The organism is Gemmatimonadota bacterium, from assembly GCA_026706845.1.
In the GTDB taxonomy this organism is placed as follows: domain Bacteria; phylum Latescibacterota; class UBA2968; order UBA2968; family UBA2968; genus VXRD01.
Window position 1 is genome coordinate 33,909 of record JAPOXY010000181.1, and the last position, 16,593, is coordinate 50,501.

The 16,593-nt window shown below is 50.8% G+C and carries 12 protein-coding genes and 1 riboswitch; of the genes, 5 read left to right on the forward strand and 7 right to left on the reverse strand.

The features are described 5' to 3' along the window. Positions 1-116: 116 nt before the first annotated feature. Together dnaJ and OXG87_16900 are read left to right on the forward strand one after the other, a co-directional pair. The gene (gene dnaJ, locus OXG87_16895) at positions 117-1,271 is read left to right on the forward strand and encodes a molecular chaperone DnaJ (protein ID MCY3871230.1); all 1,155 of its coding nucleotides are present in this window, start codon (positions 117-119) and stop codon (positions 1,269-1,271) included. A 70-nt stretch (positions 1,272-1,341) separates the two neighbouring features. Next, on the forward strand, positions 1,342-1,911 hold the full coding sequence (locus OXG87_16900) for a hypothetical protein (protein ID MCY3871231.1): 570 nt from the start codon (positions 1,342-1,344) through the stop codon (positions 1,909-1,911). A gap of 42 nt (positions 1,912-1,953) precedes the next feature. Here the strand turns inward: OXG87_16900 and OXG87_16905 are convergent, their stop codons facing one another. The 4 genes from OXG87_16905 to OXG87_16920 form a co-directional block, all read right to left on the reverse strand. After that, entirely contained in the window at positions 1,954-3,861 is a 1,908-nt protein-coding gene (locus OXG87_16905; GenBank protein MCY3871232.1) for a hypothetical protein, read from the reverse strand. A 24-nt stretch (positions 3,862-3,885) separates the two neighbouring features. Further along, positions 3,886-4,692 (reverse strand): 4-hydroxy-tetrahydrodipicolinate reductase, encoded by an 807-nt coding sequence (gene dapB, locus OXG87_16910; GenBank protein ID MCY3871233.1) that lies wholly within the window; start codon positions 4,690-4,692, stop codon positions 3,886-3,888. Positions 4,693-4,713: 21 nt separating this feature from the next. Continuing rightward, complete coding sequence (locus tag OXG87_16915; protein ID MCY3871234.1) at positions 4,714-5,742, reverse strand: 4-hydroxy-tetrahydrodipicolinate synthase; 1,029 nt, start codon at positions 5,740-5,742, stop codon at positions 4,714-4,716. Positions 5,743-5,831: 89 nt separating this feature from the next. Further along, positions 5,832-6,023: riboswitch (Lysine riboswitch) on the reverse strand. Positions 6,024-6,085: 62 nt separating this feature from the next. Then, complete coding sequence (locus OXG87_16920) at positions 6,086-7,060, reverse strand: Ldh family oxidoreductase (protein ID MCY3871235.1); 975 nt, start codon at positions 7,058-7,060, stop codon at positions 6,086-6,088. Positions 7,061-7,217: 157 nt separating this feature from the next. Here OXG87_16920 and OXG87_16925 point away from each other — a divergent pair, with 157 nt between their 5' ends. From OXG87_16925 to OXG87_16935, 3 genes are read left to right on the forward strand one after another with little or no spacing between them, the layout of a single operon-like run. Next, positions 7,218-8,450: a pitrilysin family protein gene (locus OXG87_16925; GenBank protein MCY3871236.1), complete on the forward strand. Its 1,233-nt coding sequence runs from the start codon at positions 7,218-7,220 to the stop codon at positions 8,448-8,450. A 31-nt stretch (positions 8,451-8,481) separates the two neighbouring features. Next, complete coding sequence (locus OXG87_16930) at positions 8,482-9,345, forward strand: phytanoyl-CoA dioxygenase family protein (protein MCY3871237.1); 864 nt, start codon at positions 8,482-8,484, stop codon at positions 9,343-9,345. Positions 9,346-9,388: 43 nt separating this feature from the next. Beyond that, positions 9,389-10,624 carry a pitrilysin family protein gene (locus tag OXG87_16935; GenBank protein ID MCY3871238.1) on the forward strand — a complete coding sequence of 412 codons (1,236 nt, stop codon included), beginning with the start codon at positions 9,389-9,391 and terminating at the stop codon, positions 10,622-10,624. On the opposite strand, the gene OXG87_16940 is transcribed toward OXG87_16935, so the two are convergent. From OXG87_16940 to OXG87_16950, 3 genes are all read right to left on the reverse strand, one after another. Further along, positions 10,621-11,490: an ABC transporter permease gene (locus tag OXG87_16940; GenBank protein MCY3871239.1), complete on the reverse strand. Its 870-nt coding sequence runs from the start codon at positions 11,488-11,490 to the stop codon at positions 10,621-10,623. The genes OXG87_16935 and OXG87_16940 overlap by 4 nt on opposite strands. Before the next feature lie 9 nt (positions 11,491-11,499). Beyond that, positions 11,500-12,510 carry an ABC transporter permease gene (locus tag OXG87_16945; protein ID MCY3871240.1) on the reverse strand — a complete coding sequence of 337 codons (1,011 nt, stop codon included), beginning with the start codon at positions 12,508-12,510 and terminating at the stop codon, positions 11,500-11,502. Positions 12,511-12,714: 204 nt separating this feature from the next. Next, entirely contained in the window at positions 12,715-16,284 is a 3,570-nt protein-coding gene (locus OXG87_16950) for a leucine-rich repeat domain-containing protein (GenBank protein ID MCY3871241.1), read from the reverse strand. Between the last annotated feature and the right edge of the window lie 309 nt (positions 16,285-16,593).

A 16,593-nucleotide genomic window follows, 5' to 3' on the forward strand; every position in this document is an offset into this window, starting at 1 on the left:
TGGTAAGTCAGGGCAAACCCGCACCGGAGGCTCCGGAAGAGGACGCGGACACAGACAAACTATGAACAGGGTCGCAACTGTGCGGCTCTTTTTGCATGTTGATGGGAAAAAGGTCAATGGCCAAAAGAGATTATTACGAGATATTGGATGTGGATCGCGGGGCTTCGGAAGATGAGATTAAGAAAGCTTATCGCAAGCACGCGCTGAAATATCACCCGGATCGCAATAAAGACAATCCACAGGCTGAGGAATTGTTCAAAGAAGGTGCCGAGGCTTACGAAGTGCTGATGGATGCACAAAAACGGCAGGCGTATGACCGGTTTGGACACGAGGCAGTCAGCGGTAACTTCCGGGGCGGCGGCTTTCAGTGGTCGGACTTTTCGCACGCCGGTGATTTTCAAGATATTTTTTCCAATCTGGATGAGATCTTTGGTGGAGGCATTTTTGGCGATTTGTTCGGCCAGCGTAGCCCACGGCGGTCAAATCGCGGCGAAGATTTGAGGATTTCGATCAGTCTGACGTTAGAGGAGATTGCCGAGGGTGCTCAAAAAACCATTCGGCTGTCGCGGTTGGAGAACTGCGATACGTGTAGCGGTTCCGGGGCAAAGCCGGGAAGTTCTCCCGTAACCTGCGATATGTGTGGTGGTGTGGGACAGATTCGGCAGGCCACGCGCTCTCTGTTTGGGCAGTTTGTCAATGTCACAACTTGCCCGCAGTGCAATGGCAATGGGAACGTGGTACGCGAGCGATGTGGCAGTTGTCAGGGTCAGGGGCGAGTGAAGAAGCAGAAAGACCTTTCGGTCAATATCCCCGCTGGGATTTCCGAGGGCAATTATATTCCCCTGCGAGGGCAGGGCAATGCCGGGCCAAATGGCGGACCAGCGGGCGATTGTATGGTTTTTGTTGAAGAAGAGGAACACGACCATTTTGAAAGACACGGCAACGATATTGTGTATGATTTACCCATCAGTTTTAGTCAGGCAGCCCTGGGGGCAGATATAGAAGTGCCAACGCTGACTGGTCGCGTGAGTATGAAGATTCCCGCGGGAACACAATCGGGGCGGATTTTTAGATTGCGCGGCAAGGGTATTCCCGAATTGGATGGATATCGCACGGGAGATCAACTCGTGCGCGTGATGGTCTGGACGCCGGAAAAATTGAGCAGGGAAGAAGAAGAATTATTTGCCAGGTTGGCCAAATTGGAAAACATACAGCCACCAGAGGGTGGAAAAGGTTTTTTTGAGCGCTTTAAAGAAGCGTTTGGAGGATAGTGTACATTACACGGAAAAGAGGCGAGCGGTCCAAATTTTTGTTTGGGCCGCTTTTATATATGGAGGGTTCATGAAACAGGTATTGGGTGTGGTATTATTTTGTCTGATCGCGGGATGTGCTGAAGAGGAAAAAAAGAAAGATCAGACTGTGACACGACAAAAGTTGGACACGCCAATGGGCGCCTGGTTTATGTATGCCGGGAGCGAGACCGGGGTGCGTGGAGAAGATGATCTGGAACGGGAAATTACAATTCTCGTACTCAGTGATCGTACGTATTCACTGGCGGTGATAGAGCCGCACATCCAGCGGAATTTTTCGGAAAAAGGGCAGGTGGCGTACGATATGCGCAATGGGCAGATCAAGTTTACCGTGCATACTGCTACAGGTGCGGACTTTAGTGGGGCAGAACCTCGAAAGCTGGTTGATGTAGATCCTCTGGTACCCTGGCAACGCGCCCCGGGAACAGAATATGTGATGATGTGGCGATTGGAGCAACAGAGGGATGAGAGCGGTGAAAATATGCGGGATGTGATGGTGCTTTCTGCAGAGGGACACGAAGAATCGTATTTTGTACGCATCGAGAATCGGGAGGGAATAAGTGCTATTTTAAACGCGCAGATGAAAAGCGGGGATAAGTGATGTAACAGCCTCATCCCCGCTGATATCTGCATTGTGAACCGCTTATCCAGCAACTTCTTTGGCCAGTTCAACGCATCGCACCAAAAATGCGTCATACGCGGCCTTAAACTCGGTGGTGGTTTTTTGAACCGATCCAAATTTGGGCCAGTCGCCGGGTTCCATGCCCCGCGTTTGCCAGCCGCTCAGATCAATTTGGACGTCATTCTCGAGAAAATCTTTCAGCGCGGGCGTCAGATCATAGCCCTTCTGAAAATCGGGCAATTCGTAAAGTCGCTGTGCCACGCCGGGTTCGTATTCCTGGCCGATTGATCCCCTGAGTTCGTCCAGGTCAAAGGTGGGTTCTTCTGATACGAGTTGAACGGCGCGTTGATGGTTGGGAAATTCTGTATGGCACATGTTTTCGCCTAATGCGTGAAGCGTGTCATCGGGGACGCGCTTGGACGCGGGCAGCACATCCATTGATGCCAAGATCCACTGTGCCTGGTCTTCTGACAAACCGTAGGTATCTGATAAGTAGGCAACCCATTTGGGCCGATTTTCAGGCGCATAGAAAATCCAATGTACGCGTCGTGCAATGACCGTCCCTGCTTTTTTTAGATCGGCTTCGAGTTGCACAATTGCTTCTGAAGACTGACCTGCCGCTTCGGCAACTTTTAAGACCACTGGATGATCCAGAGACTTCAGGTGGGCATAAGAACATACTTCAGCCACTTGTTCGGCCAATGTCCCTTCGGGTATATCGACTTCCAGATCAGAAGCGAGTTCGGCGAGTAATTCACGGGCGCGATCTTCTGATAATGCGCCGAATAGTTTTTCGGCTTCTACTTCGCGCAAATGGCTTACAAACCGTCCACCCATATTCGTTTCATAAGTTCTCACGACTTGCTTACCCGCTTGTGCCGCTCTGGCTTTGCCTTCAAAAGCATCAATGACGAGTTGTACTTCCTGGGCAACGGTGTAAACGACCGTGTTATTTGTGCCAATGCCTTCGCTGTTGAGCTCGGTCGTGATTTTTCGCGCTGCTTCGTGCCCACCGCCGACCTTGAATACGATATTGGGATCCAGGGTTATATCGCTGACGCCCAACAATTTGTCATATCCCTTCAAATAATCATCGGCAATGCGATATGCGTTGCGCGCATCTTCGATGCTGGCATCGGCCTGATCTGCGATATTGGGATTGAGTTGAAAGCTCACCATGTAGTCTTTCAGTCCCGTGTACATCGCCAGGGGCCGAAAGATTGAAAGATTGGGCCACAGCGCAATTAGTGTGGCAGCCATTACAATGTCATCGGCATATTTTTCGGGATCGGCTTTCCACTCGTCGTGCCTGACGATCTCGGCTTTGAGTTCATCGTCCAGCGATGGGTCTTCATCAAATGCTTTGGCGGCCAATACCGGGTTTGTCGAGACCTGACAAAAGCCGTAGTGTCGCAAGTATTCCAGACCGCGCGCAAAGTCATTGCCAAATTTACAGACATTTTCACCGATCATTTGCCAGTACACACCGCCGCGCATATTGGTCTTGAGCAATTCCAAAAATGACCGTGCGGGATTGCCAGCGTCCAGATTTGACTCAATCCGCTCGGCTAATAATCCAGAGAGGCTATCGGCCAGGTTCACGGATTTCATGTCGGCCAAAAAATCATCTACAACACCAGTTGCGTGATCGCCTTCCAGATTATCGAGCGCGTCTAACACACTGTCGAGTGCTGCGTCTATTTCCTCAGCGCCATATCCTACGATCTCGGCATCGCGTCCGACAAAGTTCATGCCCAATTGAATCAATGTCTTGCAAATCAAATCGCCAGAGGCTCTGCTATTTTTTATTGCGTCTAAGAGTTCATCTACGCGGCTCTGCAAAGAACCCGCCTGCGGTGAAATCAAAATCCGATCTGCCACAGCAAGGGTTTGTCCAGCATCAAATGCCGCATGCACATCAATGCTCATGAATTTCCTCCTCTTTTACGTTTTTTACCTCAGTCCCAATACATCGCGCATGTCATACATCCCCGGATCGGCTCCAACGGCAAAGGGGATGGCCCGAATCACGCCGGAGGCGAATGTATCGCGGCTTTGTGCGCGATGGGCGAGTTCGATGGTTTCTCCAATGCCACCAAACATGACCGTGTGTTCGCCGACAATATCACCAGCGCGAATAGCGTGTACGCCGATTTCTTCGCGTGTCCGCGCGCCCGTATCGCCGTAGCGACCATATACGCCCACCTCTTGCAAATTGCGATTCAATCCCCTTGCCGCGGCTTCGGCCAGTGCGTAAGCCGTTCCCGATGGTGCATCGGTTTTAAATCGATGGTGCGCTTCGACGATTTCCGCATCGTAATCGCCGGCCAGAATGCGTGCGGCTTCTTCGACGAGTTGGACTAATACTGTTACACCTACACTGAAATTGGGCGCGAATACACAGGCGACGTCTTTCAGGGCATGTGTCATGGTCTCTACCTGATCGGGCGACAGGCCCGTTGTTCCAATGACCATCGGTACGCCGGCGCGTCCAGCTATTTCTGCTGCGACAACTGTCGGGTCAGGGGGTGCGGTGAATGCCGTGATCACATCGACATTGTCCGTCATCGCTTCGACCGTATCTACTACTGATATACCTTTGGGAGGAACGCCTATGACTTCGCCAATGTCTTTTCCAATTACGGGATGACCAGGAAACTCGACGCCACCGCCCAAATCCAGTCCTTCGGCTTCGAGGGTCAGATGAGAAATTCGCTGTCCCATCCGCCCGGCAATACCACAAATACCCACCTTAATCATAATTGCTCCGTAAAAAAGCTATCAATACGCCAGTCCTTCCATTACCGAATCATCGTTCAGGCGTTGCGCTATATCTGTACCAAAAAATGACGCTACGGGCGCGAATACCTCCGGGTTATTGGCCTGTACTTCGCGGGCAATGCCCAGCACGATATCCAGTCCAGCGCGGTTCATTTTTCCCAATGGCTGGCGACACGGTCCGGCCGGCATGCCCAAAATATTCATCAGTGTTTTAACCGGCAATGGATTGCGCGCCTTGACTTCTGTTACACCGTAAGGTGTTTGTTCTTCGGATACAACGCCGACCATACCAAATAAGGGTTTCAGTGCGGCATGCAGGCGGTCTGCTTCGGCCATATCTTCGCTTTGGAGGGCGTGTACCATTTTTGTCACAGGACCGGGTGCCACATTGGATATTACGCTGATTACACCCGCTGCGTCAATCTGGTCGCTGCTCATCATGTCAAATGTTTTGTCGTCGTCACCCGACATGATAGAAAACGCATCGCCACAACATTCGCGGGTGCGCGCCATATTGTCCAGGTCGCCTGTGGCCTCTTTCACGGTGTTCACATTTTTGTATTCGGAATACAAGATGCCGAGGTCTTCTGGAAGCAATTTCGTGCCGGATCGCCCGGGGATGACATAGGGGATCATGTCCAATTCGGGAAATGCACGGGCCACGGGTTCGACGTATTCTTTGCGAATTTCCAGAGAACTTGGTCCGTTGTAATAAGGATCGACGAGCAGGATGGAGTCCGCGCCTACTTGCGCGGCGTATTCAGCCGCTTTTAAGGTTTTTGCCGTGGAGTTGCTGCCTGCCCCTCCAATGGCGCGGCACTGCTCTCGGGCCTGGCTGCACACTACGCGTGTGATCAAGCTTTGTTCATCACTGCTCAGGGTTGGGCTTTCAGCCGTTGTGCCGCAGGCCAAAAGGCCATCAATCCCTTCAGAAATCTGAAATGCCACCAGTTTTTCCAGACCGTCCTGGTCCAGGGCATGGTTGGCAGTCAGGGGTGTGATTAAGGCTGTATGACATCCTTTCAACATAAAAACCTCCAGTTTCTGCACTTTGCGATAAAAAAAGCGCCGGCTTCTCAAGGGCATCGCCAGACGCTCAACGCAGCAGAAAATCTCGCGAACAAGAGAGCTCTCCACGGAAACTTTTCCCGTGACAGTTCAGCAGATATTATCCACTGAACCAGCCCTGTCCTGCGGCGAAACAGGCCAGGGCTTCGGCGAACGATCCCTTTTTGTCGGCACAGTGGAGCAATACTCCGTTTCGCCTCCTGCGCCGCATACTGATGATCGCTCGCGCCTCTACCCTTGTGGAACGGAAAGGTAGCCAACCGCATTCGGACTGTCAAGGGTAAAGAGGTGAGAGGGACAATTCCTATAACAATTGCTGGAGTTCTTCCATTAATTCATCGTCGATATCCACACCCGACTGTATCCGCATCGTGCGTTCTCTAAAGGCGCGTTCGCCCGGGATCAAAATTTCGGTTACGCCTTCTGCGGGCATTGAATTTTTAATGGTGTGGATGACTTCGCTAACGCCCGATTGAAAAATGTTCATTCCCAAAAAAATTGAGGGATCAATGGCCAGCATGAAAATCCCGTAGTTTTTTCCCATTTCAGGTACGGGTGCAGCATTGAGCAATACACCAGAGAAGAGTTGAATCATTACACTTAAAGCGTATCCTTTGTGTTCGCCAAAGGGCAATGCGCCGCCTGTGCGCGCTTGCTCGGGATCGGTTGTCGGCTTGCCATCTGGTCCCAGTGCGCGTCCTGCGGGAATCTCTTTGCCGTCTTTGAGTGCCATCAAAATTTCGCCATTGGTGATTGCCGCGCACGAAAAATCGACCAGTACCTGGCCCTCTGCTGTGGGAAATCCCGCAGCGATGGGATTTGTTCCAAGCACAGGCTGCTGCCCGCCCCAGGGGACAATACGCGGGCCTGTATTGCACATAACCTGTCCTATCAGGCCCGCATCGGCTATCATAGAGGCGTAATATCCCAGCATCCCACTGTGGCTGGTATCGCGCGCGCCCACAACGCCTACCCCACTCTGTTTTGCTTTTTCTATCGCGGCACGTGCACACCGATGTGCTACCAGATAGCCCAGATTATCCCGTCCATCGATGAGGGCATAAGCTGGCGCGTCTTTTTTCACGACCATGGAGGATTGAGTACCTTGCGATACGCGCTCGGCAATGCCGGGCAGGCGGATCATCCCATGTGTTGGGCGTCCGCGCAATTCGGCTTCGATCAAAATATCTGTTACAATATGCGCGTCAGTTGCGTCGAGTCCGCGATCGGTCAGGATAGACTGGCACAACGCACGCAAATTTTCGACTTTGATGTTCATGAAGATGATAACCTCCTGAAAGAGATAAGTGTCACAATATCTATTGACAATATATATTCATGTTATTACATGAGAAAAACCAATTGGACGAGCGTAGAGGTATCGTCCCTGCATTGGTCACAGAGGTACTGCCCCTACACTATATGTGAGGACCCCAATGTCCGAGCCACAAATTTATACCCTCGACAACGGCATTCGCGTGGTTGTCGAACCCATGCCCGGTGCGCAATCGGTTGTTGTTGCGTTCCGTTTTACTTTTGGCGCAAAAGACGATCCCAACGACAGATTGGGCATTACGCGCATTGCAGAAGATGTTCTTTTTAAGGGTACGCCCAGGCACGACGCACGCGCCATATTTGACGCTTTTGACGGTCTTGGGATAAGGCGCAGTTCCTCGACTTCCGTCGAATACACCTCTTTTCTCGCGCAAGTCCTGCCCGACAAATTCAAACCCGCACTTGAACTTTATGCCGAACTTTTTCGCAGTGCGTCTTTTCCCAGTGACCAGGTCGAGATTGCCAAGACCATCACGCTTGAGGAACTCAAACGCATGGAGGACAACCCCATACAACAGGCCATGTATATGGCTTATAAGGCGGGGCTTGGTTCACCTATGGGCAGGATTCCTCTTGGAGAACCCGATACAGTGTCGGCTATTGTACCTGCAGGCGTTCGCCGCCATTGGGATGCACATTGCAGGCCAGGTCATTTGCTTATCGGGGTTGCAGGCGGTCTGGATGCGGAAACTGTAATCGAGACTGTTGGCGATGTTTTTGGCGGATGGGCAGGCGAAGCACCAGATAGCGGAGAGCCTCATCCCATTTCTGTTGCTGATCGCAGTGTACATCACGAAAAGCCATCGGAGCAAGCCCATATTTGTCTGCTCTCTTGCGGTGTTCCAAGAGGCCATGATCTCTATTACGCGGGCCAACTCGCCATTGCCATCCTTTCTGGCGGAGGATCAAGCCGATTATTTACAGAGGTCCGCGAAAAACGCGGCCTGGCCTATAGTGTGTCGGCTTTTTATCAGGCATACCGCGGCGGTGGTCTGATGGCTGTTTATGCAGGCACGACTGCTGATCGCGCCCAGGAGACTCTGGATGTCTGCCAATCGGAACTCGCGCGATTGCGCCGCGATGTCACTGCCGAAGAACTCGTCCGAGCCAAGACAGTGCTCAAGGGCCGCCTTTTTACCATTGGCGATTTGCCCGAGGGCCGCGCTGGAGGTATCATCGAAGATTTATTTCTCGAGGGTCGCGTGAGAACGATTGACGAAATCGCCGCCGGTATTGATGCCGTTACCCTCGATCAGATTCCGCAGTATATTGAGACTTTTTCCTCAACACCTGGAACATTATTGGTTTTAGGTCCTCGACCACTGGATAGCTAAGAGGATCATCCAGTTTTCACAGGAGCAATTTATGGCAACAATCGATGCAATACAATATTCGGCACCAACCGATGAGGCGCGCGCTTTTTACGATGAAAATGGATATATCGTGATTAAAAATGCTATTGAACCCATTGGTCTGGATCGGGTGCGGCGGGCTTTTGACCGCCGCGAGGCAGAAACGCTCGCAGAGCGGGAAGAAGAACTTCGGCTCGGCAAGTTCCGAAATGGCTATGGCAATGGGCCGCACGCGCATACTATTCGCCCGGATTTTGATACAGATGAGACCATTCTCGATCTGGCTAATAATCCCAGTGTTATTCCCTATGTGGAAAATATTGTCGGTCCGGATTATCAAGTGATGGAAATGCTCTATCACAATCACCATGCGGGTACAGCCGCCCACACGAACTGGCACAGAGACTGGCCGCCCTGGATGCATCCGCAATATACGCTCAAGATTAAGGTTTTTTATTTTATCGACGATCAGACCGAAGACATGGGATGCTTTTCACTGGTACCTGGCACGCACACAAATCCGGATTATCCGCCCAAAGAAGACTATTCGGGAGATGCCCTGGAAACCATGCCCAATATGGAGAAGATGGCTCTCAATGCCGGCGATGCCGTGCTGTGGAACGTGGTCTGCTGGCATACGGGCTGTGCCAATACCAGTGCGATGGATCGGCGCATCGTTATTTATGGTTATATGCCCTTTTTTGTGAAAAAGTGGATCGCCAATTCGCCGCCGCAAAGCATTGTCGATTGGGCCGATACCCCCCAAAAACGACAACTGATGGGTATTCACTGTGTCGCTGGCAGGCGCAGTTGGGATCGCACAGATGTGCCCTATCTGCCCGAACACGAAGCTATTGCAATGGCGAAGAATTTATAAGCTATCGGTGTTTTACGTTTCACTGTTTCTCCAGGAGCAACCCATGTCTTCACCCTTTTCCACGCATACTCTCGATAATGGTCTCACGCTTGTTTTTGAAACGATTCCGCGCATTCGTTCGGCTGCGCTGGGTTTTTTTGCCCAGACGGGATCGCGCGACGAAGCCTCAGATCTTTTGGGGATTTCACATTTTCTCGAACACATGTGTTTCAAGGGGACGCCCAGGCGCGACTGGCGGCAACTTTCGCTCGATGTCGATGATCTGGGCGCTATGTGGAATGCCTACACATGGTGGGAGGGTACGGCCTATTTTCATTGGGTGCAAAGCGATCGGGCGACGGATTCTATCGAGATTCTCAGCGATATGATGTGCTCCAATTTGCCATCGGATGAGTTTGATATGGAGAAGAAGGTTATTCTCGAAGAGATTGCGATGTATCACGACCAGCCCGACGCGCTCATTATTGACGATCTCATTCAAGAGGCTTTTGGCACTCATCCCCTGGGGCAGAGTGTGCTGGGTACTGAGGATACGGTGAAGTCCATTACCCGTGAATTGATGGCTGAGTATCACCAGCGACGTTATGGTCCCAATAACCTCACGTTTGTTATTACAGGTGCGTTTGATCGCGATGAGATTATTCGCGCGGTTGACGCACATTGCGGAGACTGGCAGGTGTCTGATCATGGGCGCGACCAATCTATTCCGACTTTTCACGCTTCAAATCGCGTTGTGCAACGCGATGGTGTGGCGCGCGAACATATCGCGCTTGCGCTTCCCGCGCCACCGTCTTCCGATGACCATGCCGCTACTGCGGATCTGCTTTCTGTTTATTTGGGCGCATCGACCAATAGCCGACTCTACTGGTCTATTATTCAACAGGGTCTGGCTGATGAAGCGTCGGCAGAGTATATCAATTTTAGCGATGCCGGGCTTTTTTATGTTTATCTGTCCGTGGATCCGCAAAATGCGTCTCAGGTTCTCGATATTGTGCGGCGCGAGATGGCAGATTTAAAAAATGGTGTTGATAATGACGCGCTCCAACGCGCCAAGACCAAGCAGGCTACGGGTATTATTTGCAGTGGGGAAAACGGTCTTTCTCGCTTTTCTCAAATTGTGGGTAGTCTGAGTACTGATACGCCGCTCAAAACGCTCGAGGAAGAACGCGCGGAGATCGATGCTGTTACGCCAGAGCGCATTGCCGATTATCTCGAACAATATCCTCTCGATTCGGATCCCGCGCTTGTCGCTCTCGGTCCAATGGAAAAATTGAATTAAGCCTTTGGATCCAGTGCGTCTCGCAGACCATCGCCGACCAGATTAAATGCCAGTACTGTGAAAAAGATCGCTCCACCGGGGAAGGTGAGTACCCAGGGTGCGCGCACAATCAGTTCGCGTCCTTGACTCAACATCGCCCCCCATTCAGGTGTTGGGGGTTGCGCGCCCAGGCCGAGAAAGCTCAGTCCCGCAGCGTCGAGGATCGCGGTTGCCAATCCCAATGTCGCCTGGACGATTAATGGGGCGAGACAATTGGGCAGGACGGCCACACAAAGTATGCGCCAATCCGATGCTCCCAGGGCGCGTGCGGCCATGACATAATCGGTTTCTCGCACGGTTAAGACGGACGCGCGAATCAGGCGCGCATATTGCGGCATAGCTACAATGCCGACGGCCAACATCGCATTTTCCAGACCGGGTCCCAAAATAGCTACGATGCCAATTGCGAGCAATATGCTCGGAAAGGCGAGTAGCAGGTCCATCATACGCATCAATATTTGATCTATCCATCCTCCCCAGTAGCCCGCGACGACTCCAATACAGGTGCCCAGTATAAGGGCGATCAGTACGGCGAATACCCCGACGCGTAAGGATATCCGTGCGCCATAGATGACGCGGCTCAATATGTCTCGACCAAAGTCATCTGTGCCAAACGGGTGTTCGAGCGTTGGGGGTGACAGGCGATTGTAGAGTGCCTGGGCCATTGGATCGGCAGGGGCTATCAAAGGTGCTGCGAATGCCAGGAGTAGAAAGCCGCCGATCAATACGCTTCCCACAATGGAGAGACGGTTTTTTCGCAATCGCTGCCAGATCAATAGCGCAGTGGTCTGCGGTGGTGTTTGTAAGGTGTCCTGGATGTGTGACATAATGTGCTGTCATTCCTTACCGTATTTTATGCGTGGGTCCAGCCAGGCGTATAGCAGGTCTGCGATCAGATTGATAAGCACGAAGGTGGTAGCGACGATGAGTACGCCTCCTTGAATTGCCCGAAAGTCGCGTGCGTAAACCGAGAGGAGCAACCACCGCCCGACTCCGGGCCAGGCAAAGATACTTTCGGTCAAGACAGCGCCGCCCAGTAGATAACCGAATTGCAAGCTGATTACGGTTAAGACGGGGATGAACGCGTTTTTCAGTGCGTGGCGCAAGATGACGACCCGTTCAGATAAGCCTTTTGCCCAGGCAGTGCGCACATAATCTTCGCGCAGGACTTCCAGCAAGCTCGACCGGGTCATGCGTGCGATAACAGCGGCGGGCACGGTGCCCAGGGTTATGCCCGGCAAGATTAAATGCCAGAGTGCGTCGGCAAAACTCGGTAGATCACCTGCGATCAGGCTGTCTATGAGGTAAAATCCAGTCCATGTGGGGATAAATACATGAGAGCTGAGTCGTCCGGAGACAGGGAATAACGGTAGGGAGACTGCAAGGGCGAGGATGAGTAATAATCCCAGCCAGAAGATGGGCACTGAGACCCCTGCTAAAGATGCTGTCATGCCAATATAATCCCACCAGGTGCCGCGTCGAACGGCGGATGCTATACCTGCACCAATGCCGAGTATGCAGGCGAATACCATGCTCGCGAAGGTGAGTTCCATGGTGGCGGGGAAACGCGCCATTAGTTCGACGGATACGCGTTCGTGCGATTTAATAGACCGCCCCAGGTCGCCTTGTAGCAGATCGGATAAATAGCGTCCAAATTGCACATGTAATGGCTGGTCCAGGCCCAGGTCGCGCCTCAAGGCTGCCAGACTTTCGGCACTTGCCCGTTCGCCCAGCATGATCTGCGCGGGGTCTCCAGGTACGAGGTGTACCATAAAAAAAACCAGCACTGTAATGCCCAATAATGTGGGGATCAGTGCCAGTAATCTTTTGAGGATGTAGATGTGCATGGGAAGATATTAAAAAAAGTTGTAGAGTGTAATGAACTCAAACAATATCCGATAAATTTAACCCACGCGCAATATCCATTCACAGAACGCGCTTGACGTGTCAGTGGAACCGTACAAAAAGAAACGGCGGTGGGTTTTACAGCCCACTGCCGTTTTTATTTCTGACCACAAAGGTGTCTTCTCGGTGGTGCAAAAACCGAAGTGTCAAAAATTATTCAAGCGATCGTTTCTCAAATTATCGCCCACCTTCCATTTTTTTATTCCAAACGGTTCTATCATCCGGAGGGGTATCCTCAGTTCTTTATTTTTTACCGTGGGCTTCGATGCGCTAAAATCTACCTCGACCCCTCTGCTCTGAAGGGCTGGAATGTGTATGTTGATTGATGTGGCACTTAAGGGGTTGTTCCTTACTTCAATCCAATCTCCTTCACCCAATCCCGTGTTTGCCACCAGCGGCGCGAGGTCTGAGATGCTGTTGTCGTTAAGTTCCAACCCTTTCAGGTTGATTAAGTTAGATAGCGATGTCACATTCGATATGCTGTTGTCGTCAAGAGACAGCAATTTCAGGTTGATTAAGTTAGATAGCGATGTCACATTCGATATGTTGTTGTCGGAAAGAGATAGCAATTCCAGACGGGTCGAGTTAGATATCGGTGTCATATCCGATATGCTGTTGTCGTAAAGATCCAGCCATCTTAGATTGGTCAAGTTGGATAGCGGTGCCACATCCGCTATGCCGTTGTTGTCAAGTTCCAGCCATTCCAGACGAGTCAAGTTAGATAGCGATGTCACATTCGATATGCTGTTGTCTTCAAGGTCCAGCCATTCCAGACGGGTCAAGTTAGATAGTGGTGTCACATCTGATATGTTGTTGTCGTAAAGAGTCAGAGCTCTTAGATTGGTCAAGTTGGATAGCGGTGCCACATCCGCTATGTTGTTTTCGGAAAGATCCAGTATTATCAGGTTATTCAAGTTAGATAGAAGCGTCACAAGCGGCGTCACATTTGATATGCTGTTGTCGGAAAGAGACAGAAATCTTAGCCTGGTCAAGTTAGATAGCGGTGTCACATCCGATATACTTGTGCCGGAAAGAATCAGCCATTCCAGACTGGTTAATCCTGACAGTGCAGACATATTCGATATGCTGTTGCCGGAAAGATCCAGGGTCCTTAGCCTGGTCAAGTTAGATAGCGGTGTCACATTTGATATGCTGTTGTAGGAAAGATCCAGCACTTCCAGATTGGTCAAGTTAGATAGCGGTGTCACATTTGATATGCTGTTGTAGGAAAGATCCAGCACTTCCAGATTGGTCAAGTTAGATAGCGGTGTCACATTTGATATGCTGTTGTAGGAAAGATCCAGGACTCTTAACCTGGTCAAGTTAGATAGCGGCGTCACATCCGATATGCTGTTGCCGGAAAAGTTGAAGGAAAAGTTAATCCATAGTTCTATTAGATTGGTCAAGTATAGCGAAAGGTTGTTGAATAGCTCATTGATGTTTACCTCCCCCAATCTCCCTTCGTTTCCACCGAGGACCAACTCTGTCAGGTTAATTGCAAACTCAAGCCCGGTTAGATCGCGAATATTCTCGTTCGATGCATCAAGGCGAGTTAAGGTCGCCATCTCTGCCTGCGTGATTGGCGCACCGAACGCCTTGCCGAGACTGTCCTCGATAACAGCACGTAGATTCGCATCCGAAATGGCAACGTTCGTTGTACTGCCACCACCGCCTCCACTACCGCCACTACGGGTATAGAATACACTAACCCCTCTGCTCTGAAGGGCTGGAATGTGGGTGTTGATTGATGTGGCACTCAAGGGGTTGTTACTTACTTCAATCCAATCTCCGTCACCCAATCCCGCATTTGCCACCAGCGGCGCGAGGTCCGAGATGCTGTTGTTGTCAAGCCCCAGCCATTCCAGACGGGTTAAATTAGATAGCGGTGCCACACTCGATATGCTGTTGTAGGAAAGATCCAGCTCTATCAGGCTGGTCAAGTTCGATAGCGGCGCCACATTCGATATGCTGTTGTAGGAAAGATCCAGCCATTCCAGACTGGTTAATCCTGACAGTGCAGACACATTTGATATACTGTTGCCGGAAAGAGTCAGTGATCTTAGCCTGGTCAAGTTCGATAGCGGTACCACACTCGATATGCTGTTGCCGGAAAGCTCCAGTCCTATTAGCCTGGTCAAGTTCGATAGCGGTGCCACATTCGATATGCTGTTGACGTCAAGCCACAGCGCTTCCAGATTGGTCAAGTTAGATAGCGGTACCACATTCGATATGCTGTTTCCGGAAAGATACAGTCGTTCCAGACGGGTTAAATTAGATAGCGGCGAAAGATTGGATATCTCGTTGCTGTTCACCCACTCCCCATCCACTCCCTCTCCTTCGAGATCCAACCAGGTCAGATTAGTTGCAAACTCAAGCCCGGTCAGATCGCGAATATTCTTGTTCCGAGCAGCAAGGCGAGTTAAGGTCGCCATCTCTGCCTGCGTGATTGGCGCATCGCTCGCTTTGCCGAGACTGTCCGCGATAACGGCACGTAGATTCGCATCCGGGATGGCAACGTTCGTTGTACTGCCACCACCGCCGCCACTACCGCCACTGCCACGGGTATAGAATACACTAACCCCTCTGCTCTGAAGGGCTGGGATGTGTGTGTTGATTGATGTGGCACTCAAGGGGTTGTTCTCCACCCCAACTTCATCTCCACTACCCAATCCCGTGTTTGCCACCAGCGGCGCAAGGTCTGAGATGCTGTTGTTGTCAAGTTCCAGCTCTTCCAGATTGGTCAAATTAGATAGTGATGCCACATTCGATATGCTGTTGCCGGAAAGACCCAGATATTCCAGTCGTGTCAAGTTAGCTATCGGCGTCACATCTGAGATGCTGTTGCTGGAAAGACTCAGCACTTCCAGGCTGGTTAAGTTAGATAGCGGCGCCACATTCGATATGCTGTTACCGGAAAGAGTCAGCGATCTCAGGTTGGTTAAGTTAGCTATCGGCGTCACATCCGATATGCTGTTGCTGACAAGATACAGTCGTTCCAGACTGGTCAAGTTGGATAGCGGTGCCACATCAGATATGTTGTTGTAGGAAAGATACAACAATTTTAAGCTGGTTAAGTTAGATAGTGGCGTCACATCCGATATGCTGCTGTTGCCAAGAAACAGCCGTTCCAGACTGATCAAATTAGATAGCGGCGAAAGGTTGGATATTTCGTTGCTGTTCACTATATCCCCTGCACCAAGGTTCAACTCTGTCAGGTTAATAGCAAACTCAAGCCCGGTTAGATCGCGAATATTCTTGTTCAGGGCCGCAAGGTGAGTTAAGGTCGCCAGCTCTGCCTGAGTGATTGGCGCACCGTTCGCCTTGCCGAGACTGTCCGCAATGACCACACGCAGGATCGCATCTGGAATGGCAACCTGCGTTGCACCATCAGGGGGAGATACCTCTTTGCCAAAGCTGGCACTGAAGATCAGAAAATCGGAAAATCCAATTGCGCCGTCGCTGTCCAGATCATACTTCGCTTCATATCTCCCATCGCCCTGACGTGCCCCAAACAGACCTGACAACGCCAAAAAGTCAGAGAAGCCAACCATACCATCGCCATCAAAATCCGGGGATACATTAACAGATGTGACCGCTTGATCACCCGTCGCACTGTTCGCATCTATGGAAAAAGAAAAGCTATTTTGCGCTGGAAGAAATAGCGGATGTATCAAAAACGCGAGTGTGGATAGTGTGAACAAAATCAGGTTACGCATTGGTTTCTCTTTTCATTTAAGACTTACACAATAATGTGAACAGATTTGCCTAACTGGTCGCTCAGGGCTTGTATAAATAGCGCATATTGGCATCAATCTGAGATACTTTAATTTGCTTGAATGATACTTTTTTCAGATAGCTATGGGAAAATTTACACAAACGTTCACAAAGTCAATGCCAAACCTTTGTCCTAACGTTCAGAATTTGTCCCAGTTTCCATTTTTTTGCCATATGGTTTTATTTTGACGCTGTACACCTTGCTACACGTCGATAAAGACGCTAATCCACACTGATAGGCAGTGTTTAAA

What these genes read in the sequence shown, in the direction of transcription:
- dnaJ (MCY3871230.1), top strand. Translation starts at nt 117, where the DNA reads ATGGCCAAAAGAGATTATTACGAGATATTGGATGTGGATCGCGGGGCT.
- OXG87_16900 (MCY3871231.1), top strand. Translation starts at nt 1,342, where the DNA reads ATGAAACAGGTATTGGGTGTGGTATTATTTTGTCTGATCGCGGGATGT.
- OXG87_16905 (MCY3871232.1), bottom strand. Translation starts at nt 3,861, where the DNA reads ATGAGCATTGATGTGCATGCGGCATTTGATGCTGGACAAACCCTTGCT.
- dapB (MCY3871233.1), bottom strand. Translation starts at nt 4,692, where the DNA reads ATGATTAAGGTGGGTATTTGTGGTATTGCCGGGCGGATGGGACAGCGA.
- OXG87_16915 (MCY3871234.1), bottom strand. Translation starts at nt 5,742, where the DNA reads ATGTTGAAAGGATGTCATACAGCCTTAATCACACCCCTGACTGCCAAC.
- OXG87_16920 (MCY3871235.1), bottom strand. Translation starts at nt 7,060, where the DNA reads ATGAACATCAAAGTCGAAAATTTGCGTGCGTTGTGCCAGTCTATCCTG.
- OXG87_16925 (MCY3871236.1), top strand. Translation starts at nt 7,218, where the DNA reads ATGTCCGAGCCACAAATTTATACCCTCGACAACGGCATTCGCGTGGTT.
- OXG87_16930 (MCY3871237.1), top strand. Translation starts at nt 8,482, where the DNA reads ATGGCAACAATCGATGCAATACAATATTCGGCACCAACCGATGAGGCG.
- OXG87_16935 (MCY3871238.1), top strand. Translation starts at nt 9,389, where the DNA reads ATGTCTTCACCCTTTTCCACGCATACTCTCGATAATGGTCTCACGCTT.
- OXG87_16940 (MCY3871239.1), bottom strand. Translation starts at nt 11,490, where the DNA reads ATGTCACACATCCAGGACACCTTACAAACACCACCGCAGACCACTGCG.
- OXG87_16945 (MCY3871240.1), bottom strand. Translation starts at nt 12,510, where the DNA reads ATGCACATCTACATCCTCAAAAGATTACTGGCACTGATCCCCACATTA.
- OXG87_16950 (MCY3871241.1), bottom strand. Translation starts at nt 16,284, where the DNA reads ATGCGTAACCTGATTTTGTTCACACTATCCACACTCGCGTTTTTGATA.